The 15,082-nt window shown below is 61.3% G+C and carries 11 protein-coding genes and 1 tRNA gene; 3 read left to right on the top strand and 9 right to left on the bottom strand.

Translation table 11 applies throughout. The annotated features are described in order from the left end of the window. The first annotated feature begins 91 nt into the window (after positions 1 to 91). The 3 genes from ABWK72_RS11300 to ABWK72_RS11310 all read left to right on the top strand — a co-directional run bounded on the left by ABWK72_RS11300 (position 92) and on the right by ABWK72_RS11310 (position 3,286). Positions 92 to 1,036, top strand: a complete 945-nt coding sequence (locus tag ABWK72_RS11300; RefSeq protein WP_367874897.1) for an aldo/keto reductase — start codon at positions 92 to 94, stop codon at positions 1,034 to 1,036. 12 nt (positions 1,037 to 1,048) lie between these two features. Beyond that, complete coding sequence (locus ABWK72_RS11305) at positions 1,049 to 2,437, top strand: NTP/NDP exchange transporter (RefSeq protein WP_367874898.1); 1,389 nt, start codon at positions 1,049 to 1,051, stop codon at positions 2,435 to 2,437. 58 nt (positions 2,438 to 2,495) lie between these two features. After that, positions 2,496 to 3,286 (top strand): IS5 family transposase gene (locus ABWK72_RS11310; RefSeq protein ID WP_367871095.1). Its coding sequence is split into 2 segments (ribosomal slippage): positions 2,496 to 2,849 and positions 2,852 to 3,286, totalling 789 coding nucleotides; the frame shifts between segments, so codons are not numbered across the junction. Positions 3,287 to 3,421: 135 nt separating this feature from the next. Here ABWK72_RS11310 and rpoC read toward each other — a convergent pair. The 9 genes from rpoC to ABWK72_RS11355 all read right to left on the bottom strand — a co-directional run bounded on the left by rpoC (position 3,422) and on the right by ABWK72_RS11355 (position 15,045). Then, positions 3,422 to 7,579, bottom strand: a complete 4,158-nt coding sequence (gene rpoC, locus ABWK72_RS11315; RefSeq protein ID WP_367874899.1) for a DNA-directed RNA polymerase subunit beta' — start codon at positions 7,577 to 7,579, stop codon at positions 3,422 to 3,424. A gap of 40 nt (positions 7,580 to 7,619) precedes the next feature. Further along, positions 7,620 to 11,507, bottom strand: coding sequence for a DNA-directed RNA polymerase subunit beta (gene rpoB, locus ABWK72_RS11320; protein ID WP_367874900.1), 3,888 nt, complete (start codon positions 11,505 to 11,507; stop codon positions 7,620 to 7,622). A gap of 190 nt (positions 11,508 to 11,697) precedes the next feature. After that, entirely contained in the window at positions 11,698 to 12,069 is a 372-nt protein-coding gene (rplL, locus tag ABWK72_RS11325; protein ID WP_367874901.1) for a 50S ribosomal protein L7/L12, read from the bottom strand. A 135-nt stretch (positions 12,070 to 12,204) separates the two neighbouring features. Next, entirely contained in the window at positions 12,205 to 12,822 is a 618-nt protein-coding gene (rplJ, locus tag ABWK72_RS11330; RefSeq protein ID WP_367874902.1) for a 50S ribosomal protein L10, read from the bottom strand. A gap of 13 nt (positions 12,823 to 12,835) precedes the next feature. Then, complete coding sequence (gene rplA, locus ABWK72_RS11335; RefSeq protein WP_367874903.1) at positions 12,836 to 13,537, bottom strand: 50S ribosomal protein L1; 702 nt, start codon at positions 13,535 to 13,537, stop codon at positions 12,836 to 12,838. Between the two features lie 85 nt (positions 13,538 to 13,622). Then, a complete protein-coding gene (gene rplK / locus ABWK72_RS11340; protein WP_367874904.1) occupies positions 13,623 to 14,051 on the bottom strand; it encodes a 50S ribosomal protein L11 in 429 nt (142 codons plus the stop codon). Positions 14,052 to 14,098: 47 nt separating this feature from the next. After that, positions 14,099 to 14,665, bottom strand: a complete 567-nt coding sequence (gene nusG / locus ABWK72_RS11345; protein WP_367874905.1) for a transcription termination/antitermination protein NusG — start codon at positions 14,663 to 14,665, stop codon at positions 14,099 to 14,101. Positions 14,666 to 14,702: 37 nt separating this feature from the next. Further along, positions 14,703 to 14,897 (bottom strand): preprotein translocase subunit SecE, encoded by a 195-nt coding sequence (locus ABWK72_RS11350; RefSeq protein WP_367874906.1) that lies wholly within the window; start codon positions 14,895 to 14,897, stop codon positions 14,703 to 14,705. Positions 14,898 to 14,969: 72 nt separating this feature from the next. Then, positions 14,970 to 15,045 (bottom strand) — tRNA-Trp (locus tag ABWK72_RS11355). Between the last annotated feature and the right edge of the window lie 37 nt (positions 15,046 to 15,082).

Genomic DNA, 15,082 nt, shown 5'->3' on the forward strand with positions numbered 1-15,082 from the left:
CGCGGTTCCAAGCCGGTATGACCTGCCTTGATGCGATCCATCTTCCGATCTCTGAAAAAACACTCCAAGCTGAACCGATACTTATACTGCCATGAATACCGCCAAAACCCATTTGACCCGGCGCAGTGCCATGAAGCTCGGCCTTGCGGCTGGGACCTGCCTTAGCTTGGATCTCCACGCTGCGGAAGTCGACGCCCTGCCACTCATCACCAAGGAGATTCCCGGTTCAGCGAAGAAGATCCCCGTGATCGGTCTCGGCACGAACCAATACGGAGTCACCACCGAAGAGGAGTTGGCTCCGCGACGCGAAGCTCTCCGTCAATTTCCGAAGCTCGGCCTCACCTTGATCGATACCGCCCCGGGCTATGGCAAGTCCGAGGAAGTGCTCGGCAACTTGATCACGGAACTCGGCATCCGCGACCAGCTTTTCATCGCCACGAAAGTCACCGTGGACGGCGACGATGTGAAAAAGGGCGTCGAAATGCTCGAAGAATCGTTTAAACGTCTTCAGACCAAGCATATCGAGCTGGTTCAAGTGCACAGCCTGCGCGGGTGGGAAGCCCTGCTCCCCTTGCTCCGCGATTGGAAGAAAGAGGGCCGCATCAGTTTCTATGGCGTCACTACCTCCGACGACAAACAGTATCCCGATCTCATCAAGATCCTGGAGAAGGAAGCACTCGATTTCGTGCAGTTCGACTACTCGGTGGGGAATCGGAACGCGGAGGAGAAAATTCTCCCGCTGGTCGCCGAGAAGAAGATTGCCTCTTTGGTCAATATGCCGCTCGGCGGACGGCGGGGTGCCAACCTCATAAGCAGTACCACCGGCAAGCCCTTGCCCGACTTCGCCAAGGAGATCAACGCAAGCAGCTGGGCCCAGATCCTCCTGAAATACGTCGTCTCTCATCCCGCCGTCACCGCCGCGATCCCCGGGACGACCAAGCTGAAGCATCTGGAGGACAATGCCGCCGCCGCACGCGGCGTGCTGCCGGATGCCCGACTGCGCAAACGCATCGAAGAGGCTTTCGCCGCCCTCTGAACCAGCGGCCGTATGAGTGAAACATTCTCCCGCCTCATCCGGCGCGTGGTGGACGTGAAGGAGAAGGAAATCGCGACCCTCGTTTGGTCGGCGGTCTACTTCTTCTTCATCCTCTCTGCCTATTACGTTTTGCGGCCGATTCGCGACGAGGTGGGAGTGGCGGTGATGGAGGGCAAGAAGGGCAGGGCGGAAGAATTGTCGTGGCTCTTCACTGCCACCTTGGTTGGCATCCTCCTGATCCACCCCCTCTTCGCCTCGCTGGTGAGCCGGCTTCCACGGAAGCGCTTCGTGCCACTGAGCCTCCGGTTCTTCATCCTGAATCTGGCGATCTTTTTCCTCCTCTACGAATTTGTCGATCCGGCGAAGAGCTTGTGGATCGGTGCCGTGTTCTTTGTCTGGGTTAGTATCTTCAATTTGTTCGTGGTCTCGGTCTTCTGGTCCTTCATGACCGACATCTTCCGACCGGAGCAAAGCAAGCGGCTATTCGGCATGGTGGCCGTCGGCGGCAGCCTCGGAGCTACCGCCGGGTCTTTCATCACGTCGAAGCTCGCCGAACCTCTGGGACCCGTGAACCTGCTTTTGGTTTCGGCGCTGTTACTCGAACTCGGCTGCTACGCATCGAAGTCGCTTGAGCGCCATAAATCCAAGCTCGCCCTGACGACGGACCAAACGGATCAACAGACCGAACCCCACCCCGCCAAGAGCAACAGCGAGGATCTTATCGGTGGCGGCCTGTTCGACGGCATCAAGAGCGTCTTCGCGTCACCCTACCTTCTGGGAATCTCGGGGCTAATGCTGTTCTTCACCATTTCCTCGACCTTCATCTATTTCCAGCAGGCGGATATCGTCTCGCAGGTTTTCGCGAACGATAAGGTCGGGCGGACCAAGCTTTTCGCCAACCGGGATCTCGTGGTGAACGTGCTGACTCTGGTCACACAGCTATTCCTGACCGGGCGAATCGTCCGGTGGTTTGGGATCGGAGTCGCCTTGGCGTTCCTTCCGGCACTTGGCGTGGTGGGATTTACCCTTCTTGGCGCGTGGCCGGGCCTCGTCGCGGTGATGACTCTGGATATCCTCCGCCGCTCGGCGAACTTCGCGATCCAACGTCCCGCGCGGGAAGCCCTCTACGCGGTCCTGGATCGCAGCGATAAATACAAAGCAAAGAACTTCAACGACACCTTCGTCTATCGCGTCGGCGACCAGATCGGGGCTTGGTCCTATCCAGCCATGGTCCTACTCGGACTCGGGGCGTCCGGCCAGGCTTACAGCATGATTCCCCTCTCGATCGCGTGGCTCTTCCTAGCGCTGTGGATCAACCGAAGATACCTCCGCTTCAACCGCGCCCCAAGCTCCCCACCCGGCCCGGCGGAAGGGCAAGCGATGCGGGTGGACCCATACTAGGTCGTGTTGATTAATTTAAATCTGTACGACTGTTTGAATGGTCGCTTCATTCCTTGGAATGGCATCCGGAACAACAAGGAAGGCGATCACGGCGGAAATTTGGAACAAGCTCGAACCGCTTGTTAGACAAGCCAAGCACTCGGCTGCCGGCTCTCCCGCGATGCAATCCGACCGGGACTTCATAGAAGCGGTTTTATGGATTGCACGGACCGGCAGCCCCTGGCGCGACCTCCCGGCGCAGATGGGCCATTGGAATCACGTATACGTCCGCTTCCGCACTTGGGAGAGGCGGGGTGTGTGGAAGCGGCTTTGGCAATCCCTCCAGGAGGAGGTCTTTGCCGATGCCCGCCACCTCTTCATCGACTCCACCTCGGTAAGGGCTCACCAACATGCCGCCGGGGCACCCAAAAAAACGGCGGCGACCAAGCTCTGGGACGCTCTCGCGGCGGATTGACCACCAAGATCCACGCCGCATGCGTGGACGAGATCTCCAGCGTCGGTCTGATCCTGAGTCCCGGACAAAGCGCGGATTGCAGCAACTTCGGCGAACTTTTCGCGAGCTTGGACAAGGACAACGTGCTGGAGGCCGCCGCCCTGGACAAAGGCTACGACAGCAACGCAATCCGCGAACGGCTTGCGGAGGACGGGATCAAGCCGGTGATCCCGCCGAAATCCAACCGCAAGGAAGCAATCCCGTATGATCGGGAGATCTACCGGCAGCGCAACCGCGTGGAACGCTTCTTCAACCGGATCAAGCACTTCAGGAGAATCGCCACGCGCTACGAGAAGTATGCCTGCACCTTCCTCGCGATGGTCCACCTCACGGCCGCGTTCCTATACCTCAGATAAATTCATCAACACGACCTAGATTAGCCGACCCTCTCCCAAGCAGGTGCTAATCGGCAGGAACCCTGCAAACAAGAAAGCCCGGCCACGCTCTCGCGCGACCGGGCTTTTGAATTCTTGCTTGGATCAATCAGGCGATCACGCGGTCGCGCTCTCGATCACCGCGTCTTCGGGCTCGCGCACGGCGGGCACGAAGATCGGCTCGGGCTCGTCCACGGTGAACTCGATGTCCGAGTCGCGGTGGCAATCGAAGCCGGAACCGGCGGGGATGAGGTGACCCATGATCACGTTTTCCTTGAAGCCGGTGAGGTAGTCGATCTTCCCGAGGGTGGCCGCTTCCGTCAGCACGCGGGTGGTGTCCTGGAAGGACGCCGCGGAAATGAAGGAGTCGGTTTCGAGCGAGGCCTTGGTGATGCCGAGCAGCACCGGTTCGGCTTCCGCCGGCTTACCACCGCTGGCGACGATGCCGTCGTTGATGCGGTTGAAGGTCGAGCGGTCGATCTGGTCGCCCCAGAGGAGCTGATCGGCGTCGCCCGGATCGGTGATCTTCACCTTGCGCAGCATCTGGCGGATGATGATCTCGATGTGCTTGTCGTTGATTTCCACGCCTTGGACGCGGTAAACGGACTGCACCTCGTTGACCAAGTGCTCCTGCAGCTCCTGTGCGCCGCAAGCCTCGAGGAGGTCTTCCGGAGATACGGGGCCTTCGGTGATCTGATCGCCGCGCTTCACGATATCACCGTCGGTGACGATGATGTGACGGCCCATCGGGACCAAGTGCTCGACCTGCTCGCCGGAGTCGGCATCGGTGACGATGACCTTCTTCTTGCCGCGGACGGTGCCGCCGAAGGAAACCTCGCCCTCGATCTTCGCGATGACGCAAGCGTCCTTCGGCTTGCGGGCCTCGAAGAGCTCGGCCACACGCGGCAGACCACCGGTGATGTCCTTGGTGCGGGCCACCTTGCGCGGGGTCTTGGCGAGCTGCGTGCCCCCCGTGACCACTTCCCCTTCCTTGACGGAAAGGTGAGCGCCGACCGGGATCGAGTAAGATGCGCGGACTTCCTTGCTCTTCTCGTCCACGATCACCACCTGCGGGTGAAGGTCTTCCTTGTGCTCGGTGACCACGATGACCTTCTTGCCGGTTTCCTTGTCCGTCTCGTTGGTGACGGTGATGCCCGAGATCATGTCGCGGAATTCCACCTTGCCCGGCTTCTCGGTAAGGATCGGCACGTTGTAAGGATCCCATGTCGCCACGGTGTCGCCCTTCTTCACGTCGTCGCCATCCTTGATCTCGATGACCGAGCCGATGACGATGAGCTGGCTTTCCAGCTCAAGGCCTTCCTTGTCGCGGATGGAGACGGAGCCGTTCTTGTTCAGCACGACCCACTTGCCCTCGGCGCTTTCGACCACGCGGAGTTCCTTGTAAACCACGATACCGGTGTTCTTGGCCTTGATGATCGGCTGCTTGAACGTTGCAGCGGCCACACCACCGACGTGGAAGGTACGCATCGTAAGCTGCGTGCCGGGCTCCCCGATCGACTGTGCGGCGATGATGCCGACCGCTTCGCCGATCTTCACCGGCTTGCCGGTGGCGAGGTTCAGGCCGTAGCACTTCGCGCAGCAACCGCGCTTCGATTCGCAGGTCAGGACCGAGCGGATCTTGAGCTTCTCGTAGCCGATGCGTTCGACCGCCTTTGCCGAGATCTCGTCCACCAGTTCGTCGACATCGAGTGCGATCTGGCCGGTGACCGGATCCTTGACCTGTTCGCACGAGGTGCGGCCGTAGATGCGGGTCGCCAGCGAGGCAGCCTCTTCATCGCCGTCATAGATCGGGGCGACGACGATGCCGTTGGCCGTGTTGCAGTCGAATTGCGTGACGATCACATCCTGGGCGACGTCCACCAGCTTGCGGGTCATGTAGCCGGAGTCCGCGGTCTTGAGCGCGGTATCCGCCAGACCCTTGCGGGCGCCGTGGGTGGAGATGAAGTATTCCAGCACCGACAGACCTTCGCGGAAGTTCGAGGTGATCGGGCGCTCGATGATTTCACCGGAGGGCTTGGCCATCAGGCCGCGCATCCCGGAGAGCTGCTTGATCTGGCTCTTGTTACCGCGGGCGCCGGAATCGACCATCATGAACAGCGGGCTCGCACCCGGCTTGCCGTCGTTGAACTCGATCTTGCGATAGAGCGCGGAGGCGATGGTGTCCGTGGCGTGGGTCCAGATGTCGACGACCTTCTGGTAGCGCTCGCCGTCGGTGATGACGCCGTTGCGGTACTGCTTGGTCACCTTCTCGACCTGCTCGTAGGCATCCTTGATGATCGCCGGCTTTTCTTCCGGGACAACCATGTCGACGATACCGATCGAGGTGCCGGAGCGGGTGGCTTCGCGGAAGCCGAGGCTCTTGAGCGCATCGAGCGTCGTGACGGTGCCCTTCTGGCCGGAGACCTGGTAGCAACGCCAGATGATGTCGGACATCTGCTTCTTACCGATGGTGCGGTTGATGAAGCCGAGGCCCTCGGGCCAGATTTCATTGAAGCGGACGCGGCCCGGGGTGGTCTCGAGGATCTTGCTCTCCTTGTCGCCGAAGACGGTGTCCTTGCCGAGGTTGGGATTGCGGATCCGGATCCACTGGTGATAGCCGACCTTGCGCGAGGCGATCGCGAACTCGACTTCCGAGGAGTTCTCGAACAGCGGCAGGTGCTCCTGCTTCTCGCGGTCCTTCTGCGTGCGCACCGGAGCCCACGTGAGGTAGTAGGCACCCAGAATGATGTCCTGCGACGGCGTCGTGATCGGGCGACCGGACGCGGGCGAGAAGATGTTGTTCGGAGCAAGCATCAGCTGGCGCGCTTCCATCTGGGCCTCGACCGAGAGCGGCACGTGCACGGCCATCTGGTCACCGTCGAAGTCGGCGTTGTAAGCCGTGCAGACGAGCGGGTGGACGCGGATGGCTTCGCCTTCGATCAGCTTCGGTTCGAAGGCCTGGATCGAGAGACGGTGGAGGGTCGGGGCGCGGTTCAGGAAGACCGGGTGACCCTTGGTCACTTCGGCCAGGATGTCCCAGACCTCCGGGGTCTTGCGGTCGATCATCTTCTTGGCCGAGCGCACGGTGTGGCAGTAGCCCAGCTCCTTGAGGCGGCGGATGATGAAGGGCTCGAACAGGGTCAGAGCCATCTTCTTCGGCAGACCGCACTGGTTCAGCGTGAGGTCGGGACCGATCACGATGACCGAGCGGCCCGAGTAGTCCACGCGCTTGCCCAGCAAGTTCTGGCGGAAACGGCCGCCCTTGCCCTTGAGCATGTCGCTCAGGGACTTCAGCGGACGGTTGCCAGCACCGGTGACAGCACGGCCGTGGCGACCGTTGTCGAAGAGCGCGTCGACGGCCTCTTGCAGCATCCGCTTTTCGTTGCGGATGATGACCTCCGGCGTCTTGAGCTGGAGGAGGTTCTTGAGACGGTTGTTGCGGTTGATGACGCGACGGTAGAGGTCGTTCAAGTCGGAGGTCGCAAAGCGGCCACCTTCCAGCGGGACCAGCGGGCGCAGGTCCGGCGGGATCACCGGCAGCACGGTCTGGATCATCCATTCCGGACGCGACTTGGAACCCGCGAAGCCCTGGGTGATCTTGAGGCGCTTGGAGAGCTTCTTCTTGTTCTGCTTCGAGCGGGTGGTCTCCAGCTCTTGCTCCAGCTTGATCGCGAGATCGGCCAGATCGACCTGCGCAAGCAGATCCTGGATCGCCTCGGCACCCATGGCAGCGCGGAAGGAGGTCTCACCGTATGCCTCTTCGGCATCGCGGAGTTCGTTCTCGGTGAGAAGCTGGCCGCGCTCGAGCGGGGTATTGCCCGGTTCGGTGACAACGTAGTCCTCGTAGTAAATGACGCGCTCCAGGTGGCGGGCGCTGATGTCCAGCACCAGGCCGATGCGCGAAGGCATGCACTTGTAGAACCAGATGTGCGAGACCGGCACGGCCAGCTCGATGTGGCCCATGCGCTCGCGGCGCACGCGGCTCAGCGTCACTTCCACGCCGCAACGGTCGCAGACCACACCCTTGTGCTTGATCCGCTTGTACTTGCCGCAGGCGCACTCCCAGTCGCGGGTCGGTCCGAAGATCCGCTCGCAGAATAGGCCGCCCTTCTCAGGCTTGAAGGTGCGGTAGTTGATGGTCTCGGGGTTCTTTACTTCCCCCTTGGACCAGGACCGGATGATGTCCGGGGAGGCTACGGTGATGGAGACCTGGTCAAAGGCCTCCGGCCGCTCGTCCACGCCGAAAAGTTCGCGAAGGTTGGTGTCAACGTTCATGATATCGTAAGCTTGTTAGGGATCGGTTCGTGGTTCGCTATTAAAGGGTCAGATCGTCGAGCGAGAAGTCGTCGACACCGCCGATCGAAGCCGTGCCTCCAGGCCCGCCGGCTCCGCGGCGTCCGGGTCGGACATCGAGACCGAGGGACTGCATCTCCTTGATGAGGACGTTGAAGGACTCCGGCGTGCCGGCTTCCAGGTTGTTGTCCCCCTTGACGATCGCTTCGTAAATCCGCGTGCGGCCTTGCACGTCGTCTGACTTCACGGTCAGCAATTCCTGAAGGGTGTAGGCAGCTCCGTAGGCCTCGAGGGCCCAGACTTCCATTTCCCCGAAGCGCTGGCCGCCGTACTGGGCCTTGCCCCCCAGCGGCTGCTGGGTAACGAGGCTGTAGGGACCGACGGCACGGGCGTGGATCTTGTCCGCGACCAAGTGACCGAGCTTCAGCATGTAGATGATGCCGACCACGACCGGTTGGTGGAAGGCCTCGCCGGTGCGACCGTCGAACAGCGTCGACTTACCACCGGTGCTGCCGTCCTTGCCATCGCCGATCCAAGTGTAACCTTCTACCTGCTTGGCTTCGGTCATGTATTCCCAGATCTTCGATTCGGGAATACCGTCGAAGATCGGGGTGGCGACCTTGAAACCAAGTGCCTTGGCGGCGACACCGAGGTGGGTCTCGAGCACCTGGCCGACGTTCATGCGCGATGGCACGCCGAGCGGGTTGAGCACGATGTCAACCGGAGTCCCGTCCGCGAGGTAGGGCATGTCTTCCTCGGGGACGATGGTCGCGACCACGCCCTTGTTACCGTGGCGGCCGGCCATCTTGTCACCCACCGACAGCTTGCGCTTGGCGGCGATGAAGACCTTCACTTCCTTGATGACGCCGGGATCAACGTCGTCGCCGGCTTCCAGTTGGTCGAGCTTGCGCTCGCGCTCGGTGTCGAGCTCCTGGAAGCGGGCCTCGAAGGAACCGATGATCTCGAGGATCTTGTTCCGGATCGGGGACGGATCGATTTCGATGTGATCGTGGACCGAGGCCAGCTTGCGCAGCAGGGTCTTGGTGATCTTGCGGTTCGCCGGGATGATGATCTCGCCGGTCTGGGCGTTCACCACGTCGAGCGGGATCTTCTCGCCAAGCAGTATATCGGAGAGCTTCTCCGTCAGGTCGTCGGTCAGCTTGTCGGCCTTCTTCTTGTGCTCGTCGTTGATTTTCTTGAGCTGCTTCTTGAGCTCCACCGGATCGACCTTCTCGGCGCGCTTGCGGGCCGAGCCGTGCGAGGAAACGCGGATGTCCTGGACGATCCCGATGCAGCCGGATGGCACGCGCAGGGAGGTGTCCTTCACGTCCGCGGCCTTCTCACCGAAGATGGCGCGCAGCAGGCGCTCTTCCGGGGCGAGTTCGGTCTCGGACTTCGGCGTGATCTTGCCGACGAGGATATCGCCCGGCTTGACCTCGGCACCGATGCGGATGATGCCGTCGTGGTCGAGGTTCTTGAGCGCTTCTTCACCCACGTTCGGGATGTCCCGCGTGATTTCTTCCGGACCCAGCTTGGTATCCCGGGCGGCCACGTCGAATTCAGCGATGTGGATGGAGGTGTAGATGTCCTCCTTCTTGACCCGCTCGGAGATGACGATGGCATCCTCGAAGTTGTAGCCGTTCCAAGGCATGAAGGCCACCAACACGTTGCGGCCGAGCGCCAGCTCGCCGAGCTGGGTGTTCGGACCGTCCGCGAGCACGTCGCCCTTCTTGATCTTCTGACCCTTCTTGCAGATCGGCTTCTGGTTGATGCAGGTGCCCGCGTTCGAGCGCATGAACTTCCGCAGCGGGTAAGCCATGATGCCCTTGTCGAGATTCGTCTTCACCGACTCGGGGTCGGAGAGGAACTTCTCGTCGGCCACCGGCAGCTTGCCGTCCGGCGATGTCACGATCATTTCCGCGGTCGCCGCGGCAATGATACCGTCGAGTTCGGCCACGATCACGGCGCGCGAGTCGCGGGCCGTCTTGCCTTCGAGGCCGGTGCCGACGTACGGCGACTCGGACACGAGGAGCGGCACGCCCTGGCGCTGCATGTTCGAGCCCATCAGCGCGCGGTTGGCGTCGTCGTGCTCGAGGAAGGGAATCAAACCGGCCGCCACCGAAACCAGCTGCTTCGGCGAGACGTCCATGTAGTTGACCTCGTTCGGCGGGACTTCGATGAACTCGCCGCCAGCCTCACGCGCGGTCACCCGCTCGTTGAGGTACTTGCCGGACTTGTCGATCGGGTTGTTCGCCTGGCCGATCAGGAACTTCTCTTCCTGGTCTGCCGTGAGGTATTCGATGTCGTTGGTGACCTTGCCGTTCTTGACCTTGCGGTAGGGCGTCTCGATGAAGCCGAACTCATTGATGCGTGCATAGGTACACATCGAGTTGATCAGACCGATGTTCGGACCTTCCGGGGTCTCGATCGGACAGATGCGGCCGTAGTGAGACGGATGCACGTCGCGGACTTCGAAGCCGGCGCGGTCGCGGTTCAGACCGCCAGGCCCGAGGGCGGAGAGGCGGCGCTTGTGCGTCAGCTCGGCCAGCGGGTTGGTCTGGTCCATGAACTGCGAAAGCTGGGACCGGCCGAAGAAATCACGCACGACGGCCGAGAGGGCCTTCGGGTTGATCAGCTTCTGCGGGGTCATGCCCTCGATGTTCACGTCGAACAAGGTCATGCGCTCCTTCACCAGACGCTCGGTGCGGGCAAGGCCCACGCGGCACTGGTTGGAAAGCAGCTCTCCCACGGCCCGCACGCGGCGGGAACCAAGGTGGTCGATGTCGTCGATCACGCCTTCGCCCTTCTTGAGCTTGAGCAGGTACTTCACGGCACCGAGGAAGTCCTCGGGGACCATGATCCGCTCGTCCGGACCGACCTTGCTTTCGAGCTTGCTGTTGATCTTGTAACGGCCGACGCGGGTCAGGTCGTACTTCTTCGGGTCGAAGAAGAGGCGCTTGAGCAGCGCGCGGGCGTTCGCGGCCGTCGGCGGATCGCCGGGGCGCAGCTTGCGGTAGATGTCCTTCAGCGCGCTGTCCTCATCCTTCGCCGGGTCCTTGCGGAGGGACTTGAGCAGGATTTCGTCCTCGCGGCCGTCGATCACCTCCACCTGCTTGTGGCCGAGCGCGATGAGCTGGCGGACGATGCCGATGGTCAACGGCTCGTAGGCCTTGGCCACCACCAGTTCGTTGTCCAGGATGTCCTCGAAGGGCACCTTGTGGCCGAGCTCCTGCTCGTCCATCTCGTCCTTCATCTTCAGCGTCTCGACATTGTAGAAATTCGTGACGATGTCGCGGTCCGTCGGGTAGCCGAGGGCACGCAGGAAGGTGCTCGCCAGGAACTTGCGGCGGCGGCGGCGGCGGTCGAGGTAGACGTAGAGCAGGTCGTTCGTGTCGAACTGCACTTCCAACCAGGAACCGCGGTCCGGGATAATGCGGAACGAGTGCAGGATCTTGCCGTTCAAGTGCTGCGAAGTCTCGAAGCAGATGCCCGGGGAACGGTGCAACTGGGACACGATCACGCGCTCGGCACCGTTGATGATGAAGGTACCGCGGCGGGTCATCATCGGCAGTTCGCCCATGTAGACGCGCTCCTTCTTCGTCCCGGTCTCGTCCTTCAGCTTGAAGGTCACGTAGAGCGCGGCGGAGAAGCTTTCGCCGGAACGCAGGGCGTCCAGCGAGGTGATCTTCGGGTCCTCGATGTCGTACGTCACGAAGTCGAGCTCGATCGCTTCGTCGTAACTCTTGATCGGGAAAACTTCACGGAACACCGCTTGGAGTCCGGAATCGGTGCGCTCGCCGGCAGGGATGTCCTTCTGCATGAACTCCTCGTAGGAGCGGCTCTGAACCTCGATGAGGTTCGGGGGTTCGATGACTTCCTCGATTTTCCCGAATTGGAGACGGTCGGCCATGGCTGGATATGGTGCTTGCAAGTTGAGCCCGGACCGCAAGCGGTTCAGGCAGATAGGATTCAGAGACTGGTGGATGGGTCCGGGATCGGCGGAAGCGGTCGCAATATGTTTTGGTGACGGCTTCCGCCGGTTCCGGAAATGGCTCCGCGGCCAGGGTCAGCCGGCCGCGGAGCAAATCCGGTAAACTGGATTACTTGAGGTCGATCTTGGCACCGGCTTCTTCGAGCTTCTTCTTGGCAGCTTCGGCGGCGTCCTTGGAGACACCTTCGAGCACCTTGGCAGGAGCACTTTCGACCAGCTTCTTCGCGTCCGCAAGGCCCAGGCCTGGCGAAACTTCGCGAACCGCCTTGATGACGGCGATCTTGTTGGCACCACCTTCGGTGATGACGACATCGAATTCGGTCTTTTCTTCGGCGACTTCGGCCACCGCAGCGGGACCGGCGACACCGACAGGAGCTGCGGCGGAAACGCCCCAGGTCTCTTCCAGCTTCTTCACGAGGTCGGCAGCTTCCAGAACGGTAAGTTTGCCGAGTTCTTCAACGAGTTGTTCGATATTGGCCATTGTATTTCTCCTTTGCGGTATCGTCGCGTCCGGAAGCCTCCGGACATTTGAGCCCCGCAGCTGCGGGACCGACGAGGAACCATTGTGGGTTCAGGAAGCGGCGGGAGACGCTGCGACCATCTGATCAGATTTGTATCAAGCTTCAGCAACGGGTTCCGCGGCGGCTTCGGCGGCTGGCGCGGCAGCAGCTTCCGCCACTGGTTCGGCAGCAGCTTCGGCTACCGGTTCAGCGGCAGCAGCAGCTTCTTCGGCCGGTGCTTCGTCCTTCTTGGAGTCGGCATCGGGATTGAATTTCTTTTGGATGACGCGCGCGATCCGGGTGGAAGGCTCGAGGATCGTCGCCAGAAGTTGGGAAAGAACCGCTTCGCGGGACGGGATGTCGGCGATCGCCTTGAGCTTGTCGGCATCGAGCACTGCCTTGCCGAGGATACCCACCTTCATCTCGGGCTTCTTGAACTCCTTTTCGAAGTTCTTGATCGCCTTGGCAGCCGCGAAAATTTCGCTGTCGCCGGTGATGAAAGCGGTCTGGCCGATGAGGCCTTCGCCAATGTCCGGCAGACCGGCTTCCGCCAGCGCCTTCTTCATGTAGGTGTTCTTCGCGACGTGGCACTCGGCACCGGCGGCACCCAGGCGGTTGCGGAGCTCGGAGAACTGCGGCACAGTCATGCCGGTGTAGTCCACCACGAGCACGTACGGCGAGCTGTTCACCTTTTCGAACAGAGCGTCGATAATGACTTTCTTGTCGGGATTCATGGTCGTGGGAAAGTTAGACGGACTTGGTGTAGGCACCCGACTCCAGCGGGATGCCCGGGCTCATGGAGGCCGCAACCGTCACGCTGCGGACGAAGTTGCCCTTGGCCGACGGCGGCTTGGCGCGGACAACGCTCTCGATGAAGGCGCGGGCGTTGTCCACCAGCGCTTCTTCGGTGAAGGAGGCCTTGCCGACCGCCCCGGAGATGTTGCCGTTCTTGTCCAGCTTGTAGTCGATACGACCGGCCTTGACTTCCTTGACCGCCTTCGCGGTGTCGTCGGTCACGGTGCCGGTCTTCGGGTTCGGCATGAGGCCGCGTGGACCGAGAACACGGGCGATCTTGCGGACTTCGGTCATCGCGTCCGGGGTGGCGATCGCGACGTCGAAGTCGGTGAAGCCGCCTTGGACGCGCTTGATGAGTTCTTCGAAACCGACGAATTCGGCACCGGCCGCGGTAGCGGCCTCAGCGGCGGCACCGGCGGCGAAGACGGCGACGCGGACGTTCTTGCCCGAGCCGTGCGGCAGGGCGACGGAGCCACGGACCATCTGGTCGCTCTTGCGGGGATCCACGCCGAGGTGGAAGGAAACGGTGACGGTCGGGTCGAACTTCGGAGCCGGGAATTTCTTCACGGTGCCGACAGCTTCTTCCAAGCCGTAGGTCTTGCCGGCCGGCACGAGGGCGGCGGCGGTTGTGTAGCGCTTGCTGCGGTTCTTCATGTTTCGTTTTTGCAGTGCTGGCGGACTCCCTTGGGAGCCCTCCTGCGGTTTCAGGCACCACTCCGGGGAGCAGCGCGGAAAGGGTTTACATGCCTTCGATCTCCAGACCCATCTGGCGGGCGGTGCCGGCCAGGATGCGCGCGGCAGCCTCGGGGTCCTTGGTATTGAGGTCGGGCATCTTGATGGCGACGACTTCCATCAGCTTCTCCTTGGTGATCTTGCCGACCTTGATCTTGTTCGCTTCCTTGGATCCGGAAGCCAGACCGGCGGCCTTCTTCAGCAGGTTGCCCGCGGGGGGCTTCTTGGTGATGAAAGTGAAGCTCTTGTCCTTGTAGACCGAGATCACGACCGGGAGAATGTCGCCGGCTTGGCTTTGCGTGGAGGCATTGAACTCCTTGCAGAAGCCCATGATGTTCACACCGGCTTGGCCGAGAGCGGGACCGACGGGCGGGGACGGGTTGGCGGCCCCAGCTGGAATCTGGAGCTTGATGACTTTAACGACTTCCTTGGCCATGGTGGTAGAGGGATTGCGGGATCGGGTGTTCGAAAACGATGGGAGCGTCAGGCGCGCTCGACTTGCCAGTATTCAAGCTCCACCGGCGTGGAGCGGCCGAAGATCGTCACCGCCACGCGCAGCTTGCCGCGCTCGGGGTCGATTTCCTCGACGATGCCGTTCTGGCTTTGGAACGGTCCGTCGGCCACCTTCACGGTGTCGCCGACTTCGAAACTGATGGCGGGGCGGGAGTGTTCCTCGCGCTCCTTGATCTGGGAAAGCATGCCGTCCACCTCGCTCTGGCGCATCGGGATCGGGCGGTCCTTGGTGCCGGCGAAACCGATCACCCCCTCCATCTCCTTGATAAAATACCAGGTCCTCTCGACGAGCTGGTTATCCGGAGTCAGGAGGTTCATGTTCACGATGATGTAACCGGGGAAGAACTTCCGCTTGGTGGAAGTCTTCTTGCCGCGGCGGATCTCGGAAACCATTTCGGTCGGCACCAGCACTTCGAAAATGTAGTCCCCCATCTCCTCCGACTCGCGTTGACGGAGAATGCGGTCCTTCACTCGCCCTTCCTGTCCGGAAAGGACATGGACGACGTACCACTGTTTTTCTGGAGCAGGTGCGGGCATGACGGGAGATGAAAAAAGCTAGCCGGAAAAAAGAGACTCAGTGACCGAGTTTCGTGATGAAAGTCAGCACCGTGGTGCAGATGAAGTCCCAAAACGACACGAAGCCTGCGAGCAGGATGGTGGCGATCAGCACCACGATGGTGGAATCGACCAACTCCTTGTACTTCTTGATGCCCTTGATCTTCGGGTCGGACTCCCAAGGCCAGTTGGCCTTGCGGAGCTCGCCTTTCACTTCGCTTGCGAAACGTGAGACTTTTGCGAACATGCCGGAATTACCTGAGAAAGAGAGAGTTGAGATGAAAAATGGCACGGAAGGTGGGACTCGAACCCACAACCAACGGTTTTGGAGACCGCTACTCTACCAATTGAGCTACTTCCGTTTTCATTCTTCGTGACCGGTGGAGGCGATGGCGGGGC

Origin of the sequence: Luteolibacter sp. Populi, from assembly GCF_040801775.1 — a bacterium.
GTDB lineage: Bacteria > Verrucomicrobiota > Verrucomicrobiia > Verrucomicrobiales > Akkermansiaceae > Haloferula.

Coding starts and splice junctions, on each gene's coding strand:
- rplA (WP_367874903.1), bottom strand. CDS start 13,537: ATGAAGAACCGCAGCAAGCGCTACACAACCGCCGCCGCCCTCGTGCCG.
- ABWK72_RS11305 (WP_367874898.1), top strand. CDS start 1,049: ATGAGTGAAACATTCTCCCGCCTCATCCGGCGCGTGGTGGACGTGAAG.
- rplJ (WP_367874902.1), bottom strand. CDS start 12,822: ATGAATCCCGACAAGAAAGTCATTATCGACGCTCTGTTCGAAAAGGTG.
- rpoB (WP_367874900.1), bottom strand. CDS start 11,507: ATGGCCGACCGTCTCCAATTCGGGAAAATCGAGGAAGTCATCGAACCC.
- rplK (WP_367874904.1), bottom strand. CDS start 14,051: ATGGCCAAGGAAGTCGTTAAAGTCATCAAGCTCCAGATTCCAGCTGGG.
- nusG (WP_367874905.1), bottom strand. CDS start 14,665: ATGCCCGCACCTGCTCCAGAAAAACAGTGGTACGTCGTCCATGTCCTT.
- rplL (WP_367874901.1), bottom strand. CDS start 12,069: ATGGCCAATATCGAACAACTCGTTGAAGAACTCGGCAAACTTACCGTT.
- ABWK72_RS11300 (WP_367874897.1), top strand. CDS start 92: ATGAATACCGCCAAAACCCATTTGACCCGGCGCAGTGCCATGAAGCTC.
- rpoC (WP_367874899.1), bottom strand. CDS start 7,579: ATGAACGTTGACACCAACCTTCGCGAACTTTTCGGCGTGGACGAGCGG.